The sequence below is a fragment of the Streptomyces sp. NPDC058307 genome, assembly GCF_042880295.1.
Classification (GTDB): domain Bacteria; phylum Actinomycetota; class Actinomycetes; order Streptomycetales; family Streptomycetaceae; genus Streptomyces.
Genome location: NZ_JBHVYZ010000074.1, coordinates 1 through 25,272 on the forward strand (window position 1 = coordinate 1; position 25,272 = coordinate 25,272).

The window sequence follows — 25,272 nt, forward strand, 5'->3', positions numbered from 1 at the left end:
GGACCGTGGGACTCCCCCGCGGTCAGCCAGCGCAACCTGCTCAACGAAGCTCCTCTGCCAACCGGCCGGTGTACGAAGGGAGTTCATGGTTGGAAAACAAACGCCACATGACGGCGGCGACATGGTCGGACTCCTTCGGCCGCGCGTGTCCGATGCCCTCGATGCCGATGGACGCGTCAGCGAGGGGCGCGATTGCGGCGAGGGTCATGAACGTGTCCGAGATGTCACCCATGGCCACGGTGAAGCCCCCGCGTGCCCAGACCGGGAACAGTGACCGCGCGTCGGGTTCGACCCCGGTATCCGGGCGGTCAGGGTCGTCATCACCACTCCACCAGCGCGAACCCGGCCGCCATGCCGCCGCCGAAACCGGCGAGGAGGATCAGCTCCCCAGGGCGGAAGCTGCCCTCGCGGGCGGCCGCGTCCAGGGTGATCGGGATGGAGGCCGCGCCCGTGTTGCCGTAGTGCGTCAGCGTCCGGTGTGTGGTGGCGCGCGGCAGAGGCAGATCCGCGGCGACGGCGTCGAGCATGACGCCGTTGGCCTGGTGCGGGACGAAGTGGCTGATGTCGTCGGGCACGACACCGGCCTCGTGGAGGAACTGCTTGGTCAGTTGAGGCAGCTGCTCCATGACGAAGCGGCGCACCTCCCGCCCGTCCATCGCGAAGTACTGCAGACCCGCGGCGAGGGCGGGCTCGTCGCAGGGCAGTCGGCTGCCGCCGGCGGGCACCTCGATCAGCCCGGCCAGTGCGCCGAACGTGTGCAGTGCGACGTGCCGCACGCGTGGGCCCCGGGTGCTCGGGCCCAGAACCAGCCCGCCGGCACCGTCACCGAACAGGACGACCGTCTTGCGATCGGCCGGGTTCAGGATGCGCGAGTACAGGTCGGCGCCGATGACCAGCGCATGGCCGCCGCGTCTCGCGAGCACGCTCTCGGCCGCGCACAGCGCGAACACGCTGCCGGAACAGACGGCGTTGACGTCGAACGCCGCCGCACCGACCGCACCGAGTCGATGCTGTACATAAGCCGCCGTCGGCGGCTGGGGCCGGTCCGGCGTGGAGGTCGCCACCACGATCACGGACAGCTGAGCGGCGGTGATGCCGGCCGAACGCAGCGCCGCCCGTCCCGCGGCCGTGGCCAGATCGGAGGTGGCCTGCTCGGGCGCGGCCCAGCGTCGCTCCCGGATCGCGGTCTTTCGAGTGATCCAGGCGTCGTCGACCCCGGCCGGCGCACCGGCCTCGTCATTGGAGACGATCCGGTCCGGCACATAGGCACCCGTACCGAGGATCCCGATGTCGGTCATACGGCCGTCCGCCCCTGGAGGCGCCGCTCGTAGACGCGCTTGTGACCGCTGAGCCCGGCCATCCGGAAGGGACCGGTGGTCTGCGCAGGGGTGAGGTGGTCGCCACCGTCGGCCGGGAACGTCCGCCCGTGCAGCTCGCGGTAGCCGGCGTAGTCCACCGGCCGACGCCGGTCGATCGCCTCGCGGTGTTCCTCGGTCCGCAGGTGCTCTCGGTATCCGGGTACGACGGTCCCGGCGAAGAACTCGGCGACACTGCCGGATCCGTAGCTGAGGAAGCCGATGGACTGCCCGGTCAGGTCCTCCGCCTGGTCGAGCAACGCGGCCAGCGCGAGGTACACCGACGCGGTGTAGCTGTTGCCGACGACCCTGTTGTAGGCCGTGGTCTGCCCGATGGCCCGCGCGATCCGCGCCACATCGGTGACGTACCCGCAGAAGTTCAGCAGGTGGTGGTGCGCCTTGTAGGCCATCTTCGTGAACGGCTGGTGGTAGCAGAACGCGCTGAACTCCTCCAGCGAGCGGCCCCCCTGCCCCAGGTAGTCCTTCCAGGCACCCTCCACCGCCTGGAGGTAGGCGGTGATGGACTCCTGCCCGTCGACCAGCGCGGTGTCCCGGTAGTTCGGGCGCCAGAAGTCCATGACGTCGGCGGTGAACAGGCCGGAGGGCCCCTCGACGCGCACCAGCGCGGGGTCCGCGCCGACCAGCATGGCCACCGCCGCCGCACCCTGCGTCGCTTCGCCCGGGCTGTCCAGGTCGTATTTGGAGACGTCGCTCGCGATCACGAGGACCTGCTGGGCGGGGTCGCGGTGGACGAGCCCGATGGCGAACTGCAGGGCCGCCGTCGCCCCGTAGCAGGCTTGCTTGAGTTCGACGACCCGGGTGGCCGACGGCAGCCCGAGCAGCGAATGGACGTACACACCGGCCGACTTGGCCTGGTCGATCGAGGACTCCGTCGCGAACACGACCGTCCGGATGCGGTCCGTGCCGTGCCGGGCGACCAGTGGAGCGGCCGCGGTCGCGCCCATGGTCACGATGTCCTCGTCGGCGGCGGGCACACTCATCGACTGCTGGCCGATGCCCACGTGGTACTTGCCGATGTCGGTGCCGTTGTACTCGGCGAGCGCCGTGTGCGGCAGTACGAACTCGGTCGTCGCGAAGGACAGATCGTGAATTCCTATGGCCGTTTCGCCGGTCATGCCTGAGCACCCACCTTTTTCGTCGTGCTGCCGCGTTCCAGTTGGACATGGGCGCGCATGAGTTCGCCCGGGTTCGTCTGTGCCGCCAGCAGGGAGAGCTCGCCGCACAGCACGGTCGCCGCCGCGATGACGGCAAGCCTGCGCGCGTTCTCTCCCGGGGCGCGCTCGGCCGTGCAGTCGAGCAGGTCCAGGTTGGTCTCCACGAAGGGAAGCCCCTTGCCGTTGCCCACGGTGCCCACGATCAGGTTGGGCAGCGTGCAGGCGAAGTAGAGGTCGCCGTCGCGGTCCTCGGCCATGACGACGCCCTGCGATCCCTCGACGATGTTGGCCGCGTCCTGACCCGTCGCCAGGTAGAACCCGAGCAGCATGTTGGCGAAGTGGGCGTTGGCGGAGCGGATGCCACCGGCGAGCAGTGTGCCGAGCATGTTCTTGCGTACGTTGAGCTGGACGATCCGGGCGGCCGTCGTGTGCAGCACGCGCTCCACCACGTCGCGCGGCACGAGCAGCTCTGTGACCACGTTCTTGCCGCGGCCGAGGATGCCGTTGACCGCGGTCGCCTTCTTGTCGGTGCAGTAGTTTCCCGAGATCGATCCGTAGGAGATTCCCGGAACGGTCCGCAGCAGATGCTGAAGGAGCGCGTCGGACGCCAGTGTCGCCATGTTGTGCCCGGAGGCGTCTCCGGTGGTGAACTCGAACCGGATGAACAGAAGGTTGGCGTTGATCTCGTGCCGGATGCCGATGAGCTCGGCGAACCTGCTGCAACCGCGGACCACCTCCTTCAGCTCGCCCAGCCGTGCGTCGATGGTCCGTGCGGCCGTGTACGCGGTCTGCGCGTCCGTCGCCTCCACGAGCACCGAACGCGTCATCCGTTCGTCGACGAGGGTGGCGACGATGCCCCGCTCGGTCATCGTGGAGACCTTCGCCCCACGGCCCACCGAGGGCCACAGCGGCGTCTCGTAGGTGGCGAGCGGGACCTGGGTCTCGACGTCGGCGACGTTCCCCGAGATCCGCAGGGGGCCCACCCACTTCATCGGGACCCCGGCGATCGCGTGCGTCTCGGTCATCGTGTGATTCCCGTCATCTCGGTCAGGGCGTCGAGGCTGGCTGAACGCCGGGCGAACCGCCCCGTCTCGATGCCACGGTCGGTGCAGAAGTCCCGAAGGGAGCCGTGGAGCAGCACGTCGCAGCGCGTCAGCTCGGCCGGAGTACGCGCGCCGAGCATGGTCATCAGCGCGGTCAGCTGGTCGAGCCACGTCGAGATCTGCGCGATCAGCGCCGAGACACCGTCGTCCATCAGCGTGCGGAGGAATCCGCCGGACACTCCGACGCCGGACGCGCCGAGTGCCAGCGCGCGGGCCACGTCGAGCGGATTGCGGACACCCCCGGAGGCCAGCACGGGGATGCCGACGCCTTGGGTGTCCAGCAGACAGGCGGCAGTGGACTGGCCCCAGCCCTCGAGGTACGCGTAGTCGGCGAGTTCTCGCCTGCCGTTCTCGATGCGGGCGAAGTCCGTGCCGCCCCGTCCGCCGAGGTCCGCCACCCGCACGCCCAGCTCCCGCAGCAGCAGGACGGTCTCCCGGCTGAGCCCGAAACCGACCTCCTTGACGATCACGGGTACGTCGACCGCCGCCACGATCCGCTCGATCTGCGGGACCCAGGACGAGAAGGACCGGTCGCCCTCCGGCATCACCGTCTCCTGCGCCGTGTTGACGTGGATCTGCAGGGCGTTGGCCTGCAGCAGGTCGACGGCCCGCTGTGCCTTGTCGACCGAGGCCGTCGCGTTGACGTTCGCCAGGACGAACCCGTCCGGGTTCTTCTGGCGCAGCACGCGGAACGTGTCGGCGCACGACGGGTCCTTGAAGTACGCGCTCATGGATCCCGACGCGATGGGCACGCCGGTCTCGTGGGCGGCGATGGCCAGATCCCGGTTGATCTCACCCGTCTTGAGGCTGCCACCGGTCATCGCGTTGATGTACAGGGGCACCTGCCAGGTGATGCCGGCGAAGGTCGTGGCCGACGACACGTCCGGCCGGTCGATGCCGGCCAGGGCGTGGTGGACGAACGACACCTCGTCGAACTGGTTGCGTCCGAGGTGGCCGTGCTGCTGCTCGACGGCGAGCCGGACGTGGTCGTCCTTGCGTTGAGCGATCATTCCTCGTTCCCTTCCATGGCGGGACGGATCGGCAGGGGTCGCACCCCGGCCGTGGCCCACCGTTGCCGTAGCTGAGAGATCCGCGCCGCCGCCTGGGCGTCCAGCAGCGCGATACCGCAGTCGCCGCCCCCCGCACCGGAGGGTTTGGCCGCGCCGCCGACCGCTTCGGTGGCGTCGCACAGTGCTGTCAGACCGGGTGTGAAGATGCCCAGCCCGACCTCGTCGTCGAGCCGGGCCAACTCCCGCCGGGCGCGACGGATCTGGCGCAGCAGCTCCGCGCCGTCGCCTCGCTCGAGTGCGGAGACCGAGGCGCGCACACAGTCGGTGGTGGTCTCCGTGAAGCTCCGGTGCGACGCGGTGCCCCGCCAGGTCCGCCGGTTCAGGTCGGAGACGAGGGATGCGGTGGAGGCGGGTGTGCCGGTCCAGCCGACCTCCAGGGAGAGGCCGTGCGGGGCAGGCAGCCGGCGTACTCCGAAACCGGGCCAGGGGGCGCGCAGCGTCTCCTCGACGCCCCGGCGCCGGGCCAGGTCGAGCACGGCGGCCCTGTCGGGTGCCTGATAGGCGATCCAGCCGCCCCATGTGCTGGCGGCGAGATCACCGCCGGAGGCCTTGGCATCGATGCCGGCCGTCGCGAGCATCGCCAGACGGAACCGGTCGTCGCGCGACAGCCGCAGCCCGCAGAAGGACGCAACGGCCGCGACGGTCGCCACGGTGACCGCACCACTGGATCCCAGGCCGAACTTGGTGCCGTTGTCGTGCAGTCGGCTGCTGATCGAAACCTCGCAGGCCGGCGCGGGCATGCCGCGTTCGCCCAGCAGTCGGCCCACCACCTCGACGGCCGCCACCACATGTGCCAGCCCGTCGCGGGCGCGCTGCGCGTCGGCTGCGCCGAGCCTGCCGTCCCGCCAGCGCATGGGCACCGGCCGCGCGGCGAGGTCGGAGGAGATCACGACGCCGGTTTCGACGGGGGACACGGTGACGGTGACATGCCGGTCGACCGCCATCAGGATCGCCGGGTTGCCGGGCTCCACCACCGCGTACTCGCCCGCGACGAACAACTTGCCCGGCGCACGCCGGACGACGGTTCCCGGGCGGGACGTCACAGCGCCTCGTCCAGCAGGTGGGCGCCCTGGCCCGGTCCGGCGATGTGCACCGTGCCCGCCGGGACGGCGGCGCGCACGGCCCCGGCCACCCGGTGCGCGTCCGTACGGCGGCAGAGCAGCTTGACGTTCGGACCGGCGTCCATGGTCGCGTACGCCGGTACGCCGTCACGTCTGAGCTGCAGCACGCTGTCGAGCACGGTGAGCGTGGCCGGCGACAGATACCGCACCGCCGGGCGCGCCGCCAGCATCGTCGCGTGCATGCCGAGCGCGTTGCGTTCCGCGATCTCCCCGACCGCGTCGAGGTCGGCCCTCAGTAGCGCCCGTCGCATCTCGGCGAGGTCGTCCTCGCTGGAGGCGGCCCACGACGGGTACAGCGGCGAGGTGTCCACGGTCCGCCGCATGGCCTCACGGCTGGAGACGGTCTTGGGCCCCGCGTCGACCACCGCGACGACCAGCGCCGGGTCGAGGTCTCCCGCCGGCACCGGCCTGGCGTAGGAGCCGAGGTCCGGGTCGGGATCCGTGTCCCGGCCGGCGTGCCAGATCGCGAAGCCGCCGAAGATCGACCGCGAAGCGGACCCGGAGCCTCGCCGGGCCAGGCGGGACAGCGCGGTGGGGTCGAGATCGAGCCCGTACGCGGTGGACGCGGCGAGGGCGAGCGCGGCGAACCCGCTGGCCGAGGATGCCAGGCCCGCCCCGGTGGGAACGGTGTTCTCGGTGTCCACGACGGCCCGTTGGGGGAGCCGGGCCCGCTCCCGCACCAGTTCGAGGAAGGCGATGATCCGGCGCCGGGCCTCGCCCTGCGCGGGCACACCGCCGAACGTCACTTCGTCGTGCAGTGCCTCGGGAGCGAGCCGGACGCGGGTGGTCGTGGGGAAGACGTCCAGGGTCAGTGACAGGCTGTCGGTCCGCGGCAGCACGAGCCGCTCGTCGCGCTTGCCCCAGTATTTGATCAGCGCGATGTTCGGGTGCGCCACGGCGGTGGCGCAGCCCTCGGTGTGCGGTTCCCGGATTTGGACGGTAGTGGTCCGGTGTTCAGAGCGCATGGTCGGCGTGCCCTTTCAGCGGTACGTCCCAGGTCTGGACGGCGCCGGCCTGCCGCAGGCGCCGGGTGACCTCCCTTGCGTGCTCCGGCCGGGTCAGCGCGATCACGCAGCCGCCCATGCCCCCGCCGGTGATCTTGGCTCCGAGGCTGCCTGCCGTGAGCGCGGCTTCGACCAGTGCGTCGATCCGGTCGGTACTGAGGCCGACCGCGCGGAGCAGTTCGTGGTACGCCGTGAGGCGCGCGCCGAGCTGTGCCGGCTTGCCGTCGGTGAGGGCCTGGCGGGCCTCCTCGGTCAGCCGCGACGCCCGGCGCACGAATGCCTCCTGCGCCCCGGAATGCCGCTGGAACTCGGTACGCAACAGCTCGACCGCGTCCTTCGTCCTGCCCATCTCGCCGCTGTCCGCGACGATGAACAAGCCGTCGCAGCCGATGGACAGTTCCTGGGCCTCGCCTGCCTGGAACAGCATCGGGGCACGGGCACCGACGGCCAGGGCATCGACGCCGCTGGCCCGGCCGTGAGCCACGTTCTCGGCTGTCTGCACCAGGTCGAACGCCGTGCTCGGCGATACGTCGCGACCGAAGAGATCGGCCAGCGCGAGGACGACCGCGCGGGCACACGCAGCGCTGGAACCGAGCCCTCGGCCGGCCGGGATCGCACAGTCGATGATCAGATCGAGGTGCAGCGGTTCGGTCAGACCCATGGTTGCCCGGAACTCGGCGGTCAACCGGCGCAGACCGTCGGAGGCCTGCGTTTCCCTCGGCCGGGCCGCGGAACCGGTCGTCGTCAGGGACACATCGCCCGTGTCGTCAGGGGAGCGAGCAGACCACCCGGCACTTGCCGTGACGGTCAGTTGCCGGACCGGAAGAGCGAGCGCCGGGGCACCGTACACGACCGCGTGCTCACCCAGCACGATGGCCTTCGCGTGGGCGCGGCCGATTCCGACCGAGCGAGCCAGGCGACTTTCCGATATCCCCTGCGCTGAGGTCGGTAGAGTCAACGCACTCAGCCCCCTTTGTCGTTTCTGCGAACGAAAGAAGGTGTGCAGGGGCCCACGTTCCGTGTCCCTGCAAACCCTTGTGTGCAGATTGCTCCGTCTGCGGATTCCTCCCACTGGAGGCCTGTCAGGCGTCGACCGGCTCCAGCATCGACACCACCCGGTCGTGCCACTGGTAGTACGACTGGATCTTGTGGAACTCGCCCTTGGGAGTTGCCGAGATGCCGTAGACGAACTGCCGGCCGACGGTGTCGTAGGGAGCCTCTTTCACGAGCCGCTCGAGACTCGGGTCCATGTCCACGGGGAGCTCCAGGGGGGCCGTGGTCCTGGCGGCGAAGGTGACCCGCTCGACCTTCGAGGTGTCCCAGCTCATGGTGGTGTAGACGCCGAACGCCTGCTCGGAGAAGTGCAGCAGCTGCTCGCTGGCCTCGGGCATGCCGGCGTCACGGAGGATCGACCGGACGCCGTCCGGCGCGAAGGCTTCCGCCGACGGCCGGGCGAAGTACAGGTTCACCGTCCGCTTCACGTAGTCGATTCCCACCGTGTTCACCAGGTCGGCCAGACCGTGTTTCGTGAAGAAACCGAGGTTCTCGGACACGCTGGGCGGCATGGACGGAAGGTCGCCGAGCGCCGCCACCGAGTGCGGGGCTGCCGCGTCGAAGAAGGACCAGGTCTTCTTGAAGCCGCCGGCGACGCCGAAGTCGAAGCCGTAGCCGTTGACGGGGAACTGCCGGTGGATCTCCCCCGGCAGGATGCCCACGGGGTGGTCCGTCTCCGCGATGAGGTCGCTGGACAGGGCGACGCGGTACGGATCGAGGTCCTTGGGGAGCATCGTCCAGCGGCAGTCGAGATCTCCGATGCCGCGCGGGCCGGTCTGTGCCCGGAAAGAGATCACGGCCTGGGCCATCACATGCTGGTACGCGGTCAGGACAGGCGAGACCTTGGTACGTGAACTCGCCACACCCATCACCCGAGCCGTTTCCTCAATGGCCGAGTACAGGTCCGTCAATTCAGCGGAGTCTGACATTCTTCCTCCATTTGTAGATCTTGGCGTGCGGGCGCGGGTGCGAAGTGGAAGCGCAACGCGGCGTCGTGGGCGGCGACGGATGCCGGTGCTCGTGACGCGCATGTCATCGGCACCACGGGAGAAATGAGTCGGCCGTGCCTTGAGCTGCCGAAGAGTTGGCCCGCGCACGCGTTGGTGGGGGCCCGGCGGGTTCGGATCCGAAGCCGCCGACCGACGCCGCTCCAGCCTCCGGCAGCCGTGAGGGCGCGTGCGGAGGGGGATGCTCAATCTGCAGCGTCAGCAGTTTTTGGGCAGGGTTGGCGTGCAGGAATAGTGACACGCGGGGCGCACCTTCACCAAGAGCCCTCAATAGTGACGTGCGTCACCTGGAGGCGGGTTGCGGGGGAAGCGGTCGCGAACTGACAGGCCTGGTCAAGGACTTCAGGCGTCGGGCGCCTTCTCCCACCCGTGATCAAGTCTCTTCCCATGCTCTGTCGATGCCCCTTGGGAGGACCGACCCCGTCGAACTCACTCATTGCCACGATGGCTCTCTTGAGAGAGTCGGCCAGTACATCCGGGGAGTTCCCCGCCTTCGCCAGGTATTTGTTCACACCGCTCTCTGTGAGGGTGACACCCGGCCAACTTGCGTAGTGATCCGTAACGACCGCGCTCCGGGTGCAAGGATGAAGCCAGTCATGGATGCCGGATCGGGTGCGCGTACGGTACGGGCCGCAGTGTTCGCGGCCGTGTGCGTGCTGCTCGCTGCACTGGGGCACATCATGATGTCCGGCTGTTCGGTGCCCTGGTGGGCACTGCTCGCCGGGGTGGTCGGAACAGGTGCCGCGGGCTGGGCGTTCGCCGGCCGGGAACGCGGGTTGGCACTGATCGTGTCGCTTGTGGTGGGAGCCCAGACAGTCCTCCACCGGGGGTTCTCGCTCGCCCAGTCGGCCGTGGGGTTGACCCACTCGGACGCGTCCCGCGATGGCATGGGCGCCATGCCGATGGGCTCCATGCGGCATGACATGAACTCCATGGGTATGCCTGGCATGGACGTCCATTCCATGCACATGAACATGCGCTCCACAGGCATGAGCCACTCGGCCCACATGGCGGCGGGCCCTCGCGCCGTTCTGGGGCATTGGCTGGTGAACGGTATGCCGTCGCTCGGCATGTCCGGGGCCCACCTGGTGGCCGCCGTATTGTGCGGCCTGTGGCTGGGGTGCGGCGAACGGGGTGCGTACCGTGTGCTGCGCGCCGTGGCCGGGTGGCTGGCGGCGCCGCTGCGACTGGTGCTCGCCCTGCCCGCGCTGCCGCGGCGTCCTCGCCGTCTCGTGAGGCGGAGGCGTTCGCGCTGGGCGCCGTACCGTCTGCACCTCGTTCGCGCGGTCACGATTCGGGGACCGCCTTCAAGGGCCGCTGTCGTCTAGAACAGCAGCTGCCCCGAGGCCGCTTTCCGGTGTAGTCGACACCGTGCCTCGGTTTGCGGTCGTGCCCGCGCGCGGCCACAGTCCCCCTGTTGCTGGACCGGCGTGTCTGCGCGCCGGTCCATGCGTGATTCGCAAAGGACCCCAGGTGCTTGCTCCTGCCCTGCCCGCATTACGCGGGCGACGCAAGAAACGTAAGAAGCACGACAAGACCGAAGAGGTCGACGAACTGATCACTGGATGGGCGTTGGCCGCCCGAGGCGGCGATGCGGATGCCGTCGAGCGTTTCATCCGTGCCCTGCACAGCGACGTGTTGCGCTACGTCGCCCACCTGAGTGCGGACCCGCAGGCGGCGGACGATCTGACCCAGGAGACGTTCTTACGGGCGCTGGGCAGCCTGCACCGGTTCGAGGGGCGTTCCTCGGCGCGTTCCTGGCTGCTGTCGATCGCGCGTCGGGCCGTGATCGACGACTTCCGGCGTGCCGCCGCACGGCCCCGCCTGGCCGATCGCCATGACTGGCGGCAGGCTGCCGAACAGGTGCAACCGGTCGACGTGCCGGGGTTCGAGGAGGGCATTGCGCTCCTCGATCTGCTGGCTGCGCTGCCCGACGAGCGCCGCGAGGCGTTCATCCTCACCCAGTTGCTCGGGCTCTCGTATGCGGAAGCGGCCGAGGTCACCGACTGCCCTGTCGGCACGATCCGTTCGCGGGTGGCTCGAGCCCGCGCAATGCTTCTGGATCTGCTCGCCGAGCCGGAGAAGCCCTGCGCGGGCAGCAGCGATCAGCCGGCGTCCATCCGGCCGCCCCGCTCGGTGGCAACGGTCCTGGCTGCCGCGGCGGCCTGACCGGAAGGCTCGGTGCCCGTCCTGGCGGGTGGGCACCGAGCCTCGCGGAAGTCCCCACTTCACCTGAGCGGACAACTCGGCGGTCCAGGTGCCTTCCTGATTGCCTGGGCGGGCGTCCTCAACGGCCGCAGGACCACCACGGACCGGGGCGTATCCGACGAACCCGCCCGCCCGTTCTCGGACATCAACCTGCACTCCAGCGAAACCCTGGTGAAGGACGGTCATGTCATCACCGCGGGAGGCGGTACGTCCGCCATCGAGGTGGCGCTGTCCTCGGTGGCGGAAGATCACGGGCGTGGTGTCGCGCAGCAGACGGCCCGGTTCGCCGAGTTGCAGACCCGCGAGGCGCGCGGTCTTGCCCTACGCAGGCTGCAGCAGCAGGCGGGAGTACGTGGAGCGCGTCCGGGTGGCCGTATCCTCCCGCAGCGGATTCGGCACCGACGCCACAATGCGCACGTCATTCCTTCGGTCCGCCAGGGGACGCAGTACGACCGGCCCGTCAGCTGACTTTGGCCTCCGACAGCCGCTCCAGGGCGAGGGGCTGGGCTCCGTAGGTGATGCGTACGACGCCGTCGGCATGGCGGTCGGCGGTCGCGGCGACGCCGAACACGTCGCGCAGCAGATCGGGCGTCAACACGTCCAGGACCTGGCCCGCGGCCACCACCTGTCCCGCGTGGAGTGCCACGAGGTGATCGCACAGACGGGCGGCCAGGTCGAGGTCGTGCAGGACGGCGAGCGTCGTGATGCCGGTCGCCCGGATGAGGTCGAGGACCTCGAAGCGGGCGCGGATGTCGAGGTGGTTGGTGAGTTCGTCGAGGACGAGGAGCCGGGGTCGCTGAGCGAGTGCGCGGGCCAGCAGCACGCGCTGGCGTTCGCCTCCGGACAGGCAGGTGACGTCGCGTTCGGCCATGTGCCGGATCCCGCACAGATCGAGAGCCTCGTCCACGGCCTCGTGGTCCTCGGCGCTGTCGCGGCCGATGAGCCCGTGGTGCGGGGTGCGGCCGAGGGCGACGATCTCGGTGACGCACATGCCCGTCGGGGTGCCGCCGGCGTCCTGGAGGACGGCGGCGGTGCGGCGGGCGGCGCTGCGTGCGGTCAGTCCCCATACGTCGTCGCCGTCCACGCGCACCACGCCTCGGTGGGGGCGTAGAGAGCGGTAGACGGTGCGCAGCAGCGTGGACTTGCCGCTGCCGTTGGGGCCCACGAGGCCGACGATCTCGCCGGGCCGGGCCTCCAGATGCACGTCGTGGAGGATCGGGCGGTGGCCGAGTTCCACGTGAATCTGTTCGACGGTGAGCTTCATACGGTGTCCAGGCTCTTGTTGCGGCGCAGCAGCCACAGGAAGAAAGGTGCCCCGAACAGGGCGGTGAGGATGCCGAGGGGGAGTTCGTTGGGGCGGTTGACCGTGCGGGAGAGCAGGTCGACGACGACCAGGTAGATGGCGCCGACCAGGGCGGCCTGGGGGAGCAGTCTGCGGTGGTCGGCGCCGGTCGTGAGACGCACCAGGTGGGGGATCATCAGGCCGACGAAGCCGATCCCGCCGGCGACGGCGATGACCGTGCCGGTCACCAGGGAGGACAGCGCCAGCAGGACGGCGCGCAGCCGGTGTACGTCGACGCCGAGGGCGGTGGCGGACTCGTCGCCGACGAGCAGCGCGTTGAGCCGGCGGCCGAAAAGGGTCAGGACCACGGTGGTGGTGAGGACGACGGTGGTGACCACGGGCAGCTGCCCCCACTGGGCACCGGCGACGCTGCCCAGCATCCAGAACATCACCGTGCGCAGTTCGGTCGGGGTCGCCCGCAGTTGCAGGTAGCTGGTGGCGGCCAGGAACAGGTAGCCCACCGCGACACCGGACAGAACCAGGCGGGTGGGTGCGAGACGTCCTTGCTTCTGGCCGAGGAGGAAGACCAGGGCCGCCGCCGCGGCGGCGCCGAGGAAGGCTGCCGAGGACACGCCGAGTCCGCCGAGCGCGCCGCTGGTGAGCGTGATGACGAGCACGGCCCCGAGCGACGCACCGGACGAGACGCCCAGGACGTACGGGTCGGCGAGCGGGTTGGCGACGACGGCCTGGAGGACCACACCGGCAACGGCCAGTCCCGCGCCGACCAGCGCCGCCAGCACGACGCGCGGAGTGCGGAAGTTCCAGACGATCTGGTCCATGGCGGGGTCCGTGACCGTCCCGCCGCCGGTCAGATGGCGCCAGATGATCCGCCACACCTCACCCACCGGCACCGTCACCGCACCGATGCTGATCGCGACGATCATGGCGCCCACGAGCACGGCCAGCAGCACCACCAGGGCCAGGACGGGGTTGAGCCGCTTCCGCCGGCCCGGTCCGGTCAGAAGGCGCCCGGGTGCAGCATCTTGGCGATCTTCTCCACGGCCAGGTCGTTGCTGGGGCCGAGGTAGACCGAGTCGGACAGCACGAGGGAGCGCTTGTTCTTCGCGGCCGGCCACTGGGGGAACTCCTTGAGCAGTTTGCGGGCGTACGCCTCGGGGTTCGGGTCGTTGTAGCTGATCACCACGAGGGCATCCACCTGCTCGGCGGCGACCTTCTCCTTGCTCAGGTCGGCGAAGGCGGTCTCGGAAGCGGAGGAGAAGGCGTTGCCGGCGCCCGCCTTGGCGAGGATGTCGTTCCAGATGCCGTGGGCCGCGATGGAGCTGAAGTCGTTGCCGCCCATGCTCATGTTGGAGAACACCACCATGACCTTGGGCTTCTTCGCGCCTTTCACCTTGGCCGACACGTCGCTGATCCGCTTGCGCGACTCGGTGACGAGTTCGTCGGCGCGGTCGCTGACGTTGAAGATCTTCCCCAGATCACGCAGCAGTTGATAGCTGTCGTCGATGGTCATGCGGGAGGTGTCCTGGTCACAACCCTGCGGGGAGACGTAGGTGTGGGCGCCGACCGCCTTGAGGTCGTCACGGGTCGCGAAGCCGTTCTTGGCGTCGAAGCCGTACGAGGTGGTGGACAGCACGAGGTCCGGGCCCAGGCCCAGCATGGCCTCGCGGGGGATGTCGTAGGCGTCGTTGAGCTTGATGTCGCCGGTGGGCAGCTTCTTGATGGCCGCGGCCCGGCCCGGGACCTCGGAGCGGCCGTAGGACTGCTCGTTCGCCACGATGCGGTCACCGAGCCCCAACTCCAGTAACGAGGAGACCTCGGCGACGGAGGCACCGTTCATGGTGACCACCCGGCGGGGCGCCTTGGTGTACGTGGTGGTCTGTCCGCAGTTCTCGAGGGTGACCGGATAACCGGGGGCGCTCGCGTCCGCGGCGGCCTCGGCCGTCGGGGACGACGAGGCCCCGCATGCCGTGGCGGCCAGGCACAGAGCCCCGGCCAGGACCACAGCAGCGGGCCGTTTCGTCTGCACACGATCTCCTTGGGACGGGAAGGACTCCGTTCAAGTAGTCGGTGCGGGGTGGGGCTTAGTTCCCGGGAGGCCAGGCGTTTCGCCCTCCCGGGGGTGGCACGATTCCGTTTTTCACACAGTGGTCCAGATATCGGAACACCAGTGCCCGGTCGGCCTCCGGGCAGGTGATGCCGGTGCCTTCGAGTCCGCTCAGTACGTTGTCCGCTCGCACGCGGCCCAGCGCGAGCTCCGGCTCGCCCTCTTCGCCGCCGGTGAGGGAATCGAAGAACGCCCCGGTTGTCGCCGCCACGTCGGCGGAGCGGGGGAGGTCCCTGCGCCACTGCGTCAGCGGTATCTGTTCGACGTCGTATCCGTACTCCCGCACCCAGTCGTACACGTCGGCCAGTCGCACGGGGGCGGCGGGGGCGTGGTTGAAGACGGTGCCGGGTGCGGCGGTCAGGGACAGCTGTACGACGGCACGGGCGACGTAGTCCGCCGGGGTCCACACCTCGGCCTCGAACAGGTCGGGCACGATGCCGGCAGGGATGCCGGAGGCCAGGACGCTCCACAGGAAGTCCCGCCGGTTCACCTGGCCGGTGTCCGGTGCTCCCGTCACGCGGCCCAAGCGGTGCAGGGTGACGGGGAGACCGCGCTCGGCCGCCTGTTCCAGGAGGCGTTCGGACGCCCACTTTGACTGCTGGTAGCCGCTGACCAGCCCCGGATGCGGTGGGAAGAACGCCTCGGGCACCTCCGGACTCCGGCTGCGGGGCGGGGCGACGGACAGTGTCGACACCAGGTGCACAGGGATCGAGCGTGCGGAGGCCATCCGCAGCAGCTGACGGGTCGATTCGGTGTTGGCGGCGCGCAGGCTGCCGTACTCACGCATGATGCTGACCGTCGCCGCGTTGTGGACGATGGCGTCGCAGGTCCCGGCCAGTTCCGCGAACCGGCCGGAGCCCAGCCCCAGGTCCGGCCGGGCGAGGTCGGCGGGGACAGCGGTGATCCGCTCGCCGTCCGCCGGAAGCGGGATCTCCTGAGCGGCCATGGCCTGACGGATGCGGTCGGCGGCCTCGGCGGGGGTCGCGGCCCGGACCGGACAGACGATTTCGGCGTCGGTGGCCCTGAGCAGTTCGGCCAGCAGATGGGGGCCGACGAAGCCCGTCGCGCCGGTGAGCAGAACGGTGCGTGGTGGTCCGGTCCTACGGGGCGCGGCGCCGGGCCGGATGTCGTCGTCCAGAACGGCGTCGGCCACAACGGTCTCGGGCAGGACGGCCTCGGGCAGCGCGGGCGTGGACACCGGGGCGTCATCGCGGTGCTCCAGGCGGTGTGCGAGGTCGGCGGCCGTCGGGTGCTCGAAGAGCCAGGCGACGCGGACCTCCCGCTCCAGCTCGACGCCGAGCCGGTTGGCGACCTGAATCGCCTGGAGCGACTGGGCGCCCAGATCGAAGAAGTCGTCCTCGGGCGTCATGCGCTCAACGCCCAGGATCTGGCACCAGATCCGGATGATGGTTGCCTCGATGCCACCCACTTCCTCGGCCGGGCCAGCCTGATCCGCCACGACCGTGCTCAGAGAGTTCCTGTCGATCTTCCCCGTGCTGGTACGGGGCAGCCGGTCGGTGAACTCCACGGCCGACGGGACCATCGCCGCCGGCAGGACGGCCCGTAGCCGCTCTCGTACGTCCGCGGCGGTGGGCCGCGGATCCTGCGCGACCACGTAGGCGGCCAACCGCCGTGTTCCATCCGGCAGCACCTGCCCGACGACGGTGGCCTCGCGGACGCTCGGCTGGGCGAGCAGGGCGGCCTCGACCTCGGAGGGATGGACGCGGTGCCCACTGATCTTGAACTCGTCGTCCGCCCGTCCGAGGAACCGCAGTTGTCCGTCGTCGCCGAGGCGTACCAGGTCGCCGGTGCGGAACGCCCTTGGGGCGCCGGGTAGTTGGGAGAGCGGCGCGAACCGGGCGTCGTCCGGCGCGTCCGCGCCGCGATAGCCCGCAGCCAGTGCGTCGCCGAGGAGGTAGAGCTCGCCACCGACGATCGCCGTACGCATTCCGGGCAGCGGGGTTCCGATCGGTACCTCGCCGGGGTCCGCAGGGGTTTCGTGGAGCGCGGCGACGGTGGCCACGACCGTCGCCTCGGTCGGGCCGTAGGTGTTGAACAGCCGTACCGACGTGCCGACCGCGTTCCTCCAGCGGTCGACGCGTTCGGGAAGGGCGGCCTCTCCGCCGATGATGACGGTCCGCACCCCGTCGGGCAGGGGAGGGGCGCCGGTGGAGAGGGAGTAGGCCAGTTCGTGCCAGTAGGCCGTGGGAAGGTCCAGCACACTGATGCGCAGCCGGTCGACCGCGCGCAGGAACTGGGGCACCGACTCGGTCATGTCGTGGGTGCGTATGACGAGGGTGGCGCCGGTGCACAGGGTGAGGAAGACCTCCTCGACGCTGGCGTCGAAGTGCAGGGGCGCGAACTGCAGGACGCGGTCCTCGCGGCGCAGGCCGTAGCGGTGTGCGGCACCGGCGACGAAAGTGGCCAGGGCGCCGTGGCTGATCTCCACGCCTTTGGGCCGGCCGGTGGAGCCCGAGGTGTAGATGAGATAGGCCGGATCGTCCGCCGTTCCGGCCGGGGCGAGCGGTGCCTCGGCTTCGTCGCCGGGGATGTCCAGCAGGAGGGCGGGCCGATCCGCGAAGCGAGCGGCGTCCGAGCCGCGGGTGAGGACGAGCGAGGGCCGGGCGCTGTCCAGGAGCGCTCGCGTCCTCGTTTCCGGGGCGTCGGGGTCGAGCGGGCAGTACGCGGCGCCCGAGAGCAGCACGGCGAGGATGGCGGTGACGGCGTCGATGCCGCGCGGCAAGGCGACGGCCACCACCGCACCGGGGCCGACGCCCTGGGCGGCGAGTCGTCGCGCGAGCTGTCGTGCGGAGCCGAACAGCTCCGCGAAGGTGATGCTCCGTCCGTCGTGCTCGACGGCTGTGGCACCACCGCGCCGGGCGGCATGGTCGGCGATGAGGCTCAGCACCGGCCGGGCCGGGCCGGGCAGCGGTCCGCCGTCCAGGACGGTGAACGGGCGCCGGCCGATCGCACGGTCCGGTGCGGCGAGGGCCTCGCGCAGCAGTGCCAGCAGTCCCTGCTGATGCGCGGCCAGGTCCGCCTCGTCGTAGAGATCCGGGTTGGCGTCGACCGCGATGCGCAGGCCCGCGCCCTCGGCGCGGTCGTACACGTTGACCGCGAGGTCGTCGACGGGCCCCGCGGAGACGTTGTGGACCGTGCTGCGGTGGCCTGCGAACCGGAGGTCGTACTCGAAGGGCATGATGTTCACGCCCGGCCCGGACAGCCGTCGCCTGCCGCCGACCAACCTCAGGTCCCGCCGTAGCTGTTCGTAGCGATACCTCTGGTGCGGCCGGCCGGCCCGCAGCTCCTCGGCCACCCTGACGGCCAGGTCCCGCAGACCGTCCTGCTCGTCCACGGCGACGCGCAGGGGCAGGATGTTGCGCACCATGCAGGGCACACGCAGGGAGACCGATCCGAGGCGGCCCATGGCCGGAAGGCTCAGCACGACCTCGGGGGCGCCGCTGACCCGGTGGATGTAGGCGGCGGTGACGGCGAGCAGGAGATCGGACCAGGTCACCGACAAGTCGTCGGCGACAGCGCGCAGCCGTTCCGTCTCGTCGGGACCCAGGTCAACGACGCGGCGCAGGAAGGTGCGGGCGGGAAGAGCCTGTCCGGCGACGAGGCTGGGGACCGCCGGGCGGTCCGCGAAACGCTGCGTCCAGTAGGCGCGGTTCTTGGTGAAACGCTCCGAGGCACGGTAGGCGGCCTCCTCCTGCCGTACCGACTCCAGGGTGCCGAAGCCGCTCTCGCCGGGCGGGGCGTCCTGTACGAGGGCCGTGTACACCTGCGCCACGCGGCGCGCGACCAGGGACAGGCCGAATCCGTCGAGTGCGATGTGGTGGACGCGGTGGTACCAGAGGAACTCGTCGGGAGCCGTACGCAGCAGGGCATGGCCGAAGACCGGGTCCCGTTCCAGGTCGAGGGGGCGGGCGATGTCGTGGGCCATCCACGCGAGGGCCGCCTGACGCGGGTCGGCGGCAGTGCTCAGGTCGGCGATGTGCGGTTCCCACTCGATGCCGGGGACGCTCACCTGCCAGGGCCGGCCCGTCTCGTCGGTGACGAAGCGGACGTTGAGGGCCTCGGTCTCGGCCACGGTGTGCCGGAGGGCCTTCTCGAACGCCGCCGTGTCCACCGGGCCATGGATGTGCACGTACTCGGCCGTGTTGTAGGCGGGGCTGTCCGGATCGAGGTGGTGGCCGGTCCAAATGCCTTCCTGGGCGGCGAGGAGGGGCTGGTGCTCGGTGTGCGGATCAGGCGTCGGCATGGGCTGCTCCTGCCTGGCGTTCGGACAGCAACTGCCACCACGCGCCGAAGGAGGTGCGCTCGGCGAGCTCGACGAAGCTCACCTGCGCACCGGCGCTCCGCCACCGCTCGGCGAGGGTGGTGATGCGCAGCGAGTCCAGGCCCGCGTCCAGGGGGTTTTCGTCCAGGTCGACTTCGTCCGGTTGCTGGTGCAGGAACTCCGCCAGATCCGTGCGGAAGGCGTCCAGCGTCAGGGGCTCAGGCATGGTGTTCTCTCTTGATAGCTGCACGGGGGCGCGGGCCGGTCAGTTGACCTTGCGGTCGGAGTCGCTCCAGAAGCGGTCGCGCAGTTCACGGCGGAGGATCTTGCCGCTCGGATTGCGCGGGACGTGCTCGATGAACTCGTAGGCCGCGGGCAGCTTGAAGGCGGCCAGGCGGTCGACGAGGAACCGGTGCAGGTCCCGTGGGGAGGGCTCTTGCCCGGCCACGGGTACGACGAAGGCGTGGACGCTCTCGCCCCACCGCTCGTCGGGGGCGCCCACGATCACCGCCTCGGCGACCCCGGGGTGCCGCTCCAGCACGTTCTCGATCTCCGCCGGGTAGACGTTCTCGCCCGCGACGAGGATCGCGTCCTTGATGCGGTCCTGGATGAAGATGTAGCCGTCCTCGTCGACGTATCCGGCGTCACCGGTGTGGATCCAGCCGTCGACGAGGGTTTCGGCGGTCTTGTCGGGCAGACCCCAGTACTCGACCATGTGGGCCGGCGTGGCCAGGCAGATCTCGCCGACGGCACCCGTCGGCAGTTCCTTGCCGTCTCCGTCGATGACCTTGCTGTCGACGCCCGGGTACGGGTGTCCCGCGGCCTTCATCCGCGGGCCGCCGGGGACGTGGTCGGCGGGCGGCAGGCACACAGCTGTGTTGCCGGTCTCGGTCAGGCCGTAGATCTGGGCGAACTCGCTGCCCAACATGGCCAGGCTCTCTTCGAGGAGGGCCTCGGAGATCGGCGAGCCGCCATAGACGATCTTGCGCAGGGTGGTGAAGTCGTCCGGTTTCACGCCGGGCTCGGCCAGCATCATGCGCAGCATGGCGGGGACCACGCACGCGGTGGTGATGCCCCTGTCGCGGATGAGGTCGATCGCCTCCCGGGGGGCGAAGGCACGCATCGCGACCACGGTCACGCCGGCGTTGAAGTTCTGCGTCGCCCACCACAGGCCGCCGACATGGAAGCCGGGAATGCCGACCAGGGCGACGTCGCCGACTCGCCAGTCGATCCAGTCGAGTTGCTCGCTCGCCAGTGCGTCACGGATGGCGAAGAAGCTCCGGTGGGCCAGGACGACGCCCTTGGGCAGGCCGGTTGTGCCGCTGGTGTACAGCTGGGCGACCGGTGTGTCGGGGGTGGCGGCATTGGCGGGTTCGGTGACCGGGTGGTCCGCCTTCCAGGCGTCGAAGCCGTCTCCGGTTCCCAGCCGGACGACCGTCTTCGGCGAGGCGGTCGGCAGCCGGTCGAGGGTGGGGGCGAACTCGTCCTCCAGGAAGAGCAGTTCACTGCCCGAGTCCTGGAGGATGTGGCTGATCTCGGGGGCGGTCAGCCGCCAGTTGATGGGCACCAGAACCGTCTCGCTCTTGGCGCAGCCGAACAGGATCTCGTAGTAATGCTCGGATTCCTTGCCCAGGTAGGCGACGCGGGCGCCGGGACCGGCCCCGGCGGCGCGGATCGCGTGGGCGACGCGGTTGCTCTCGCCATGCAGTTGGGCGTAATCGAGGTCGCGGTCCTCGCAGCTGACCGCGGTGACCTGCGGGCTCTGCGCGGCGTGGAAACGTGCCGTGTCGACGAGTGTCCTGAGCTGTGGGTGGTGCAGCCTTTCGCCGGGTGTCCCGGGCGCGGACGGTTCGGCCATGGGCGGGCCTGCCTCTCGTTCTGCTCTCGGTCTGCCGGAGGGTGTGCCGCCGCCACCGGATGGGGCGGCGGCACACCGTGGTGCGGTTGCCGCGCGTCTACGGGGCGTTGACGAAGGCGAGCTTCACGGTGCCGTCGCACCGGCCGCCGGCGTCGTCCCAGTACCGGTACGCGGTGTCGGCGACGAGCAGCGGTTCTCCGCCCGGCGAGCGCCGCTCCACAGACAGGAACTCGATCTCTCCGGAGAAGGAACGCGCGTTGATGGGGCGCCGGAAACTGCCGCTGAAGCGGGCGATCAGGATGTCCGGCAGCTGATGGCGCCAGTAGTCCTCCAGCGTCCAGCCGGCGAACTCCTCCAGCAGCCCCTCCTTCACCGCCTTGGCGACGGTGTAATACATCATCTGGTTGTAGCTGATGTTGACTTCGACGGCGTTGAGATGGCCGGTGTCGTCGATGTAGCAGGACTGCGGGATGGCCAGTTCGCAGCGCGCGGACACGAGGCTGGACCGGGTGCTCACCGCCGCCGACTTCAGGTACTTGCAGTGCGCCTTGTACGGCCGCAGAACCTGGGGCAGCAGTTCGTCGTCGTTGTCGTACTCCCGCGCCAACGACTTGTGCTGGAGGTGCGTCCCCATCTCAGGCGGCCTCGTCGTAGAGCTTGCGCGCGTCGTGCACGGTCACCCGGAAGGAGACGGTCGGCTCCGGGGTGGTCGTGTGCCGGGCGCGGTGGATCAGGCTGCGGTTGTCCCAGACCAGGAGGTCGCCCTTCTCGAAGGTCTGCAGGTGGATGTTGGGGTGGTCGAAGGTGTCGTCGAGCTGGCCGGTCGCCTCGAAGAGGCGCTGGAGCAAGTCGGTCTCCAGCGGCTTGCCGTCCTCGTCCTCCATGCCGATGGTGAAGCCCTCACTGATGTAGAGGATCGTTTCTCCAGTCATGGGGTGGATGAAGGTGCTGGGCTTGACCACCGGCGGGGTCTTGGTGTCGACCTCCTCGATGATCTCCGAGATCGGCCGGTAGACGTCCGAGGGCCGGATCTTGAAGTACTTGCGCACCGAGTGCCGGGAGAAGGTGCCTGCCACTTCCTTCTTGAGATCCTCCGGAAGCTGCTCGTACGCCTTGCCCATGTCGATGAAGTAGGTCCCCCGGTTCTTCTCGGGGACGACCTGCGGGTAGATGAACGTCAGGCCGAAGGGGTCCGGCATGAACTGGTAGTCGGCGTGCCAGAACTTCCCGGTCTTCGGCACGCCTATCTGCTTGCCGTCCTCGGGCACGTTGGAGGAGACGAATATCTCCTCTACCTCGGGGTGCTTGTACATCGGCTCGTAGTACGTCTCCGGACGGCCGAAAAGCCGGCCGAGCGCGAGGAACTGACGGGGCGCCAGGTCCTGGTTCTTCAGGACGACGATCTTCTTCGTGTAGACGGCATCCTTGATGGCGTCGATGTCCTCCGCGGAAGCAGCGGCGTAGTCGAAGCCTTCGACCGTGGCGCCGATTTCCTTGCCCGTGACTTCCTTGATCTGCATGATCCCTGCTCTCTTGACGGAAACCTCGGTAGAGGTCGTGGTAGCGGTGGGGACAGCGGCTACTGGGCGAGCTTCGAGTCGATGAGCTTGGTGGTCGCGCCGAGGGAGAGGTCCTCCTCGAGCTCGTTGTCGTCGATGGGGACGCCGAATTCGCGCTCTATGCCCATGCTGATCTCGACCATCGTCAGAGAGTCGACGTCCAGCTGGGCGAAGGTGACGTCCGGGCTGATCCGGTCGCTCGGGGCGTCGTGGAGCTTCTTTACGATCTCGACCAGTTGGTCGTAGGTGTTGCTCATGGCTCCTGCGTTCCTCCTGTGTGGTGCGGGTGATCGGTCCGGGCGAGAGCGGGCCACGTCAGGAGGCAGGACCCCCAGGTGAGCCCGCCACCGAACGCAGTGAGCAGCACGCGTTCGCCCGCGTGGATGGTGCGCCGGGCGGCCGCATCGGCCAGGGCCAGCGGGATCGATGCGGCGCCTGTGTTGCCCACGGACCCGACATTGCTCACCAGTCGTTCCGTGGGCAGTCCGAGGTCGTCCGCCACCGAGTGCAGGATGCGCAGGTTTGCCTGGTGGGGGACTATGCGGTCGATGTCGTCGACCTTGTGGTCGGCCAGCGTGAGCGTGGCCCGGGCCGAGGCCGTCATGCGGGTGACCGCGTGGCGGTAGACCTCCTTGCCGCGCATGGCGAAGTGGTGGTCCCGCAGGGCGACCGGACCGGTGCCCGAGCGCTGCCGTGAGCCACCGGCCGCCACCATGATCAGTTCCTCGCCGGCCCCGTCGCTGCCGAGGTCGAAGTGGCCGACGGCGCCGGGTTCGTCGGCGTGGCCGGCGCGCAGGACGACGGCTCCGGCGCCGTCGCCGAAGATGATCGCGTTGGACCGGTCGTCCGGGTCGACGATCGTCGAGTAGGTATCAGCGCCGATCAGCAGTACGCGTTCGGCCACTCCGGCCGCGATGAGCCCGGCGGCCGATGCCAGCCCGTAGACGAACCCGGTGCACACGGCGCCGACGTCGAAGGCCGCCACCCCCGTCAGACCGAGACGGTCGGCCACGAGAGGGGCGGTTGCCGGGCAGGACCGGTCGGGAGTGGTCGTGGCGACGACGACCGCGTCCACGTCGTCCACACCTGCGGACCCCAGGGCTCGCCGACCTGCCTCCACCGCCAGGTCGGAGGTGGCCTGGCCGGGTTCGGCCAAGTGGCGTCGGCCGATTCCGGTACGAGACCGGATCCAGGCGTCGCTGGTGTCGAGCCGTCGGGAGAGCTCCTCGTTGGTCACGACACGCGGCGGGAGCCAGCCCGCGAGCCCGCACAGGACGGCAGCACGATCATGCGGCGGGGTGGGAGGTACGGACATGCTGAGCGGTTGGTCATCGGTGCTGGACACAAGGGCTCCTAAGTTTCCCGGTGGCCTGGGGCGAGATCTCTGGGGTGACAGGGGGGAGCGGTCGTAAGGAGAGGGGGAACGGTCGTAAGGAGATGGGGGAGCGGGCGCGCTCAGACGTCCGCCCGCCTCCGAAAGGGCAGCAGGGCCACTGCGCCGAGACAGATTCCGGCGGTGACGACGTAAACGGCGGCTCGGATTCCGTCCAGCAGACCGGCGGCCGTCAGTTCGTGGCCGCCGGTGCCGGCGACAGCCACGAGGGCGGCCAGGCCCACGGCGCTGCCCACTTGCAGCGTGGTGGAGGCCAGGCCTGACGCGATGCCCTGGTCCTGGGCAGGGATGCCGGTCGCGGCCGCGATCCACATGCCGGTCCAGGTGGCGCCCTGACCCAGGCTGAGCAGGACGATCCCGGGCAGCAGGCGCGCGTAGGAGCCGTCGGCACTGAAGGCGAGGGCGAGAAGCAGGGCACCGACGGCTCCCGTCGCCATGCCGCCCAGCAGCATGGTGCGCACGCCCAGCGCGGCAACGGCCCTCTCGCCGACCTTCGTCCCGGCGGCCACGACGACGGCCGGTATGAGAAAGGCGGCCCCCGTGGCCATGGCGCTGTAGCCATGCACGGTCTGGAAGTAGAGGGTCAGAAAGTACGGCAGCGAACTGAACGTGGCGCTGAACAGGGCGGTCAGCACCATGGCACCCAGCAGGCTCCGGTGGCGGAACAGGTGTCCCGGCGTCAGCGGGGCGTGCGTTCGGGTCTCGACGAGGACGAACACGGACAGCGAGGCCACCGAGAGGGCCGCGCATATCAGGACGCTGCGGCTGGTCCAGCCGGCCTCCGGGGCATGGATGAGGACGAAGACGAGGAGTGTGATGCCCGCGGTGGCCGTCAGGGCGCCGGGGAGGTCGAAGTCCCGCTGTCGGGGCAGTGGGCCGTCCGGGGGGAAGAGGAACGTTCCAGCCAGGGCGATGGCCCCGGCCAGCGGGACGTTGACCAGGAACACCGCCGACCAGCCGAAGGCGTCGACGAGGACCCCGCCCAGCAGCGAACCGAAGCACAGTCCGCCGGCACCGGCGGCGCCCCACGCGGCCAGTGCCCGGTTACGGCTGGGACCCTCCTCGTAGAGCGTGTTGATGAGGGAGAGCGCGGCGGGGAACAGCAGCGAACCGCCGATGCCCTGCACCGCACGCACTGCGACCAGCACGCCCGCCGACTCCGACAATCCGCCCACCAGTGAGGAGACCGCGTACAGCAGGGCGGCGACGACGAAAACCCGGCGGCGTCCCAGTAGGTCCGTGGTTCGACCGCCGAGGAGCAGGAAGCCGCCGGTTGTCACGACGTAGGCGCTGACCACCCACTGCAGGTCCTGTCCGGAGAAGCCGAGGGCGCTGCCGATGCTGGGGAGGGCGACGTACACGATGTTGTAGTCGAGGGAGATGACCAGTTGCGCGGCGGCCAGGATCAGTAGCGGCAACCCCAGGCGCTGGTGCGACGGAGCAGATGGCGAATTCACTGCAGGCATTGCGGAACGATTCCCCCTAAGGATCCGTCCCGTGGAACAGGACGGCGGCTCACCCCGGGAGCTTGGCTCACTTCCTGTGCTCGCCACAAGCACTCTCCTCTCACTTTCGGACTGGCTTGCGAGCCGGTTGTGAGAATCGTTCGCTACGTCATTGAAGGTCGAACATTCGGGGCGGTCGCTCCTGGGGCCGGCGATGGAACATGCCAGGTGG

23 protein-coding genes are annotated in these 25,272 nt (G+C 69.8%); 3 read left to right on the forward strand and 20 right to left on the reverse strand.

Annotated features, from left to right (window positions below):
• Positions 1-40 precede the first annotated feature (40 nt).
• The 9 genes from ACFVYN_RS35255 to ACFVYN_RS35295 all read right to left on the reverse strand — a co-directional run bounded on the left by ACFVYN_RS35255 (position 41) and on the right by ACFVYN_RS35295 (position 8,810).
• On the reverse strand, positions 41-232 hold the full coding sequence (locus ACFVYN_RS35255) for a hypothetical protein (RefSeq protein ID WP_390006088.1): 192 nt from the start codon (positions 230-232) through the stop codon (positions 41-43).
• An 88-nt stretch (positions 233-320) separates the two neighbouring features.
• Positions 321-1,298 (reverse strand): 3-oxoacyl-ACP synthase III family protein, encoded by a 978-nt coding sequence (locus ACFVYN_RS35260; RefSeq protein ID WP_390006090.1) that lies wholly within the window; start codon positions 1,296-1,298, stop codon positions 321-323.
• Entirely contained in the window at positions 1,295-2,491 is a 1,197-nt protein-coding gene (locus ACFVYN_RS35265) for a hydroxymethylglutaryl-CoA synthase (RefSeq protein WP_390006092.1), read from the reverse strand. Before ACFVYN_RS35265 ends, ACFVYN_RS35260 begins: the two co-directional genes overlap by 4 nt.
• The gene (locus tag ACFVYN_RS35270) at positions 2,488-3,555 is read right to left on the reverse strand and encodes a hydroxymethylglutaryl-CoA reductase (protein ID WP_390006094.1); all 1,068 of its coding nucleotides are present in this window, start codon (positions 3,553-3,555) and stop codon (positions 2,488-2,490) included. The genes ACFVYN_RS35265 and ACFVYN_RS35270 overlap by 4 nt, the downstream gene beginning before the upstream one ends.
• Complete coding sequence (gene fni, locus ACFVYN_RS35275; protein ID WP_390006095.1) at positions 3,552-4,643, reverse strand: type 2 isopentenyl-diphosphate Delta-isomerase; 1,092 nt, start codon at positions 4,641-4,643, stop codon at positions 3,552-3,554. Before fni ends, ACFVYN_RS35270 begins: the two co-directional genes overlap by 4 nt.
• Positions 4,640-5,746, reverse strand: coding sequence for a phosphomevalonate kinase (locus ACFVYN_RS35280; protein WP_390006097.1), 1,107 nt, complete (start codon positions 5,744-5,746; stop codon positions 4,640-4,642). The genes fni and ACFVYN_RS35280 overlap by 4 nt, the downstream gene beginning before the upstream one ends.
• Positions 5,743-6,789, reverse strand: a complete 1,047-nt coding sequence (gene mvaD, locus ACFVYN_RS35285) for a diphosphomevalonate decarboxylase (protein WP_390006098.1) — start codon at positions 6,787-6,789, stop codon at positions 5,743-5,745. The genes ACFVYN_RS35280 and mvaD overlap by 4 nt, the downstream gene beginning before the upstream one ends.
• Positions 6,779-7,900 carry a mevalonate kinase gene (mvk, locus tag ACFVYN_RS35290; protein ID WP_390006100.1) on the reverse strand — a complete coding sequence of 374 codons (1,122 nt, stop codon included), beginning with the start codon at positions 7,898-7,900 and terminating at the stop codon, positions 6,779-6,781. The genes mvaD and mvk overlap by 11 nt, the downstream gene beginning before the upstream one ends.
• Before the next feature lie 10 nt (positions 7,901-7,910).
• On the reverse strand, positions 7,911-8,810 hold the full coding sequence (locus ACFVYN_RS35295; RefSeq protein ID WP_390006102.1) for an aromatic prenyltransferase: 900 nt from the start codon (positions 8,808-8,810) through the stop codon (positions 7,911-7,913).
• A 674-nt stretch (positions 8,811-9,484) separates the two neighbouring features.
• Between ACFVYN_RS35295 and ACFVYN_RS35300 the strand changes: the two genes are divergently transcribed.
• The 3 genes from ACFVYN_RS35300 to ACFVYN_RS35310 all read left to right on the forward strand — a co-directional run bounded on the left by ACFVYN_RS35300 (position 9,485) and on the right by ACFVYN_RS35310 (position 11,564).
• Positions 9,485-10,216, forward strand: coding sequence for a hypothetical protein (locus ACFVYN_RS35300; protein WP_390006103.1), 732 nt, complete (start codon positions 9,485-9,487; stop codon positions 10,214-10,216).
• Positions 10,217-10,361: 145 nt separating this feature from the next.
• A complete protein-coding gene (locus tag ACFVYN_RS35305) occupies positions 10,362-11,057 on the forward strand; it encodes a sigma-70 family RNA polymerase sigma factor (RefSeq protein WP_390006105.1) in 696 nt (231 codons plus the stop codon).
• A gap of 12 nt (positions 11,058-11,069) precedes the next feature.
• A complete protein-coding gene (locus ACFVYN_RS35310; protein ID WP_390006106.1) occupies positions 11,070-11,564 on the forward strand; it encodes a hypothetical protein in 495 nt (164 codons plus the stop codon).
• Here ACFVYN_RS35310 and ACFVYN_RS35315 read toward each other — a convergent pair.
• From ACFVYN_RS35315 to ACFVYN_RS35365, 11 genes are all read right to left on the reverse strand, one after another.
• Positions 11,557-12,360: an ABC transporter ATP-binding protein gene (locus tag ACFVYN_RS35315; protein ID WP_390006108.1), complete on the reverse strand. Its 804-nt coding sequence runs from the start codon at positions 12,358-12,360 to the stop codon at positions 11,557-11,559. The two genes, ACFVYN_RS35310 and ACFVYN_RS35315, sit on opposite strands and share 8 nt — an antisense overlap.
• The gene (locus ACFVYN_RS35320) at positions 12,357-13,322 is read right to left on the reverse strand and encodes a FecCD family ABC transporter permease (RefSeq protein WP_390006145.1); all 966 of its coding nucleotides are present in this window, start codon (positions 13,320-13,322) and stop codon (positions 12,357-12,359) included. The genes ACFVYN_RS35315 and ACFVYN_RS35320 overlap by 4 nt, the downstream gene beginning before the upstream one ends.
• Positions 13,323-13,396: 74 nt before the next feature.
• Positions 13,397-14,425 (reverse strand): ABC transporter substrate-binding protein, encoded by a 1,029-nt coding sequence (locus ACFVYN_RS35325; protein ID WP_390006110.1) that lies wholly within the window; start codon positions 14,423-14,425, stop codon positions 13,397-13,399.
• Between the two features lie 55 nt (positions 14,426-14,480).
• Positions 14,481-18,767, reverse strand: a complete 4,287-nt coding sequence (locus ACFVYN_RS35330) for an amino acid adenylation domain-containing protein (RefSeq protein ID WP_390006111.1) — start codon at positions 18,765-18,767, stop codon at positions 14,481-14,483.
• Positions 18,754-19,011 carry a phosphopantetheine-binding protein gene (locus tag ACFVYN_RS35335; protein WP_390006113.1) on the reverse strand — a complete coding sequence of 86 codons (258 nt, stop codon included), beginning with the start codon at positions 19,009-19,011 and terminating at the stop codon, positions 18,754-18,756. Before ACFVYN_RS35335 ends, ACFVYN_RS35330 begins: the two co-directional genes overlap by 14 nt.
• Before the next feature lie 39 nt (positions 19,012-19,050).
• A complete protein-coding gene (locus ACFVYN_RS35340) occupies positions 19,051-20,643 on the reverse strand; it encodes a long-chain-fatty-acid--CoA ligase (protein ID WP_390006114.1) in 1,593 nt (530 codons plus the stop codon).
• A 97-nt stretch (positions 20,644-20,740) separates the two neighbouring features.
• Positions 20,741-21,277 (reverse strand): FcoT family thioesterase, encoded by a 537-nt coding sequence (locus ACFVYN_RS35345; protein ID WP_390006116.1) that lies wholly within the window; start codon positions 21,275-21,277, stop codon positions 20,741-20,743.
• A gap of 1 nt (position 21,278) precedes the next feature.
• Positions 21,279-22,163, reverse strand: a complete 885-nt coding sequence (locus tag ACFVYN_RS35350) for a TauD/TfdA dioxygenase family protein (protein WP_390006118.1) — start codon at positions 22,161-22,163, stop codon at positions 21,279-21,281.
• A gap of 59 nt (positions 22,164-22,222) precedes the next feature.
• Entirely contained in the window at positions 22,223-22,459 is a 237-nt protein-coding gene (locus ACFVYN_RS35355) for an acyl carrier protein (RefSeq protein WP_390006120.1), read from the reverse strand.
• Entirely contained in the window at positions 22,456-23,517 is a 1,062-nt protein-coding gene (locus tag ACFVYN_RS35360) for a beta-ketoacyl-ACP synthase III (protein ID WP_390006147.1), read from the reverse strand. Before ACFVYN_RS35360 ends, ACFVYN_RS35355 begins: the two co-directional genes overlap by 4 nt.
• Before the next feature lie 140 nt (positions 23,518-23,657).
• The gene (locus tag ACFVYN_RS35365) at positions 23,658-25,013 is read right to left on the reverse strand and encodes an MFS transporter (RefSeq protein ID WP_390006122.1); all 1,356 of its coding nucleotides are present in this window, start codon (positions 25,011-25,013) and stop codon (positions 23,658-23,660) included.
• Between the last annotated feature and the right edge of the window lie 259 nt (positions 25,014-25,272).

What these genes read in the sequence shown, in the direction of transcription:
- ACFVYN_RS35255 (WP_390006088.1), bottom strand. Translation starts at nt 232, where the DNA reads ATGGGTGACATCTCGGACACGTTCATGACCCTCGCCGCAATCGCGCCC.
- ACFVYN_RS35260 (WP_390006090.1), bottom strand. Translation starts at nt 1,298, where the DNA reads ATGACCGACATCGGGATCCTCGGTACGGGTGCCTATGTGCCGGACCGG.
- ACFVYN_RS35265 (WP_390006092.1), bottom strand. Translation starts at nt 2,491, where the DNA reads ATGACCGGCGAAACGGCCATAGGAATTCACGATCTGTCCTTCGCGACG.
- ACFVYN_RS35270 (WP_390006094.1), bottom strand. Translation starts at nt 3,555, where the DNA reads ATGACCGAGACGCACGCGATCGCCGGGGTCCCGATGAAGTGGGTGGGC.
- fni (WP_390006095.1), bottom strand. Translation starts at nt 4,643, where the DNA reads ATGATCGCTCAACGCAAGGACGACCACGTCCGGCTCGCCGTCGAGCAG.
- mvaD (WP_390006098.1), bottom strand. Translation starts at nt 6,789, where the DNA reads ATGCGCTCTGAACACCGGACCACTACCGTCCAAATCCGGGAACCGCAC.
- ACFVYN_RS35295 (WP_390006102.1), bottom strand. Translation starts at nt 8,810, where the DNA reads ATGTCAGACTCCGCTGAATTGACGGACCTGTACTCGGCCATTGAGGAA.
- ACFVYN_RS35300 (WP_390006103.1), top strand. Translation starts at nt 9,485, where the DNA reads ATGGATGCCGGATCGGGTGCGCGTACGGTACGGGCCGCAGTGTTCGCG.
- ACFVYN_RS35315 (WP_390006108.1), bottom strand. Translation starts at nt 12,360, where the DNA reads ATGAAGCTCACCGTCGAACAGATTCACGTGGAACTCGGCCACCGCCCG.
- ACFVYN_RS35320 (WP_390006145.1), bottom strand. Translation starts at nt 13,322, where the DNA reads ATGATCGTCGCGATCAGCATCGGTGCGGTGACGGTGCCGGTGGGTGAG.
- ACFVYN_RS35330 (WP_390006111.1), bottom strand. Translation starts at nt 18,767, where the DNA reads ATGCCGACGCCTGATCCGCACACCGAGCACCAGCCCCTCCTCGCCGCC.
- ACFVYN_RS35335 (WP_390006113.1), bottom strand. Translation starts at nt 19,011, where the DNA reads ATGCCTGAGCCCCTGACGCTGGACGCCTTCCGCACGGATCTGGCGGAG.
- ACFVYN_RS35340 (WP_390006114.1), bottom strand. Translation starts at nt 20,643, where the DNA reads ATGGCCGAACCGTCCGCGCCCGGGACACCCGGCGAAAGGCTGCACCAC.
- ACFVYN_RS35345 (WP_390006116.1), bottom strand. Translation starts at nt 21,277, where the DNA reads ATGGGGACGCACCTCCAGCACAAGTCGTTGGCGCGGGAGTACGACAAC.
- ACFVYN_RS35350 (WP_390006118.1), bottom strand. Translation starts at nt 22,163, where the DNA reads ATGCAGATCAAGGAAGTCACGGGCAAGGAAATCGGCGCCACGGTCGAA.
- ACFVYN_RS35355 (WP_390006120.1), bottom strand. Translation starts at nt 22,459, where the DNA reads ATGAGCAACACCTACGACCAACTGGTCGAGATCGTAAAGAAGCTCCAC.
- ACFVYN_RS35360 (WP_390006147.1), bottom strand. Translation starts at nt 23,517, where the DNA reads ATGTCCGTACCTCCCACCCCGCCGCATGATCGTGCTGCCGTCCTGTGC.